Raw genomic sequence first — 657 nt, 5'->3', positions numbered from 1 at the left:
CCTCGACCGTGTGCCCAATCAATTTGTCGAGCAGCTCGTCGTCGTCCATACGCTGACGGCGGAACTTCGTGAGCGAGGAGGGGTTGATGACGTCATCCTCCGGTGCCAGGTCCAGAAAATATTTGTAGGCGAGATCGGTCTTCGCCCGTCTGACGAGGTCGACGTCGGACAGGTTCGAATGCGCCTTCAGGAACAGATACTTGAACATCCGGACAGGATGGACAGCCATCCGACCGTTGTCGTGGCAATACGTATCCTCGAGCAGGTCGGTGATAAATTCGAACGAGACGAGGTCATGGATGAGCCGCAGTTCGTCATCGGCCGGGATCAACAGGTCATAGAGGGCCGCATACGGGCTCGGCGGCATGTTGGGCAGGTCGGGCATCATCGGGATCGCCTCCAAATGGGTTGGTTACAGTCAGTATAGTCCGGAATGCCCGGCGCGTACAGCGCCGCCCGAGGGCACGCCGACTCCCGGGGAATCAGCGGGCAAGGCGAGACCCAGCAGCGACGACGTCGCGATGCGGCTCGACGCCCGCCCCCAGGAAAGCGGCGTGCCGGACAGGGCGGCTGAAGGGCGATGAAAACAGAGGAGCGCCATCCCTTCCGGGACGACGCTCCTCTGTTCAAAAACATTTGAAGTTTTTCAGTGCCCTC

At 60.4% G+C, this 657-nt stretch carries 1 protein-coding gene; it reads right to left on the bottom strand.

Annotated features, from left to right (window positions below):
- The coding region (locus tag DI14_RS04075) for an IS1182 family transposase (RefSeq protein ID WP_034805545.1) at window positions 1–388 on the bottom strand (388 nt) is incomplete at its 3' end.
- Window positions 389–657 lie beyond the last annotated feature (269 nt).

Source organism: Exiguobacterium sp. AB2 (assembly GCF_000696055.1).
In the GTDB taxonomy this organism is placed as follows: Bacteria; Bacillota; Bacilli; order Exiguobacteriales; family Exiguobacteriaceae; genus Exiguobacterium; species Exiguobacterium alkaliphilum.
This window is presented reverse-complemented; position numbering and strand designations above follow the sequence as displayed.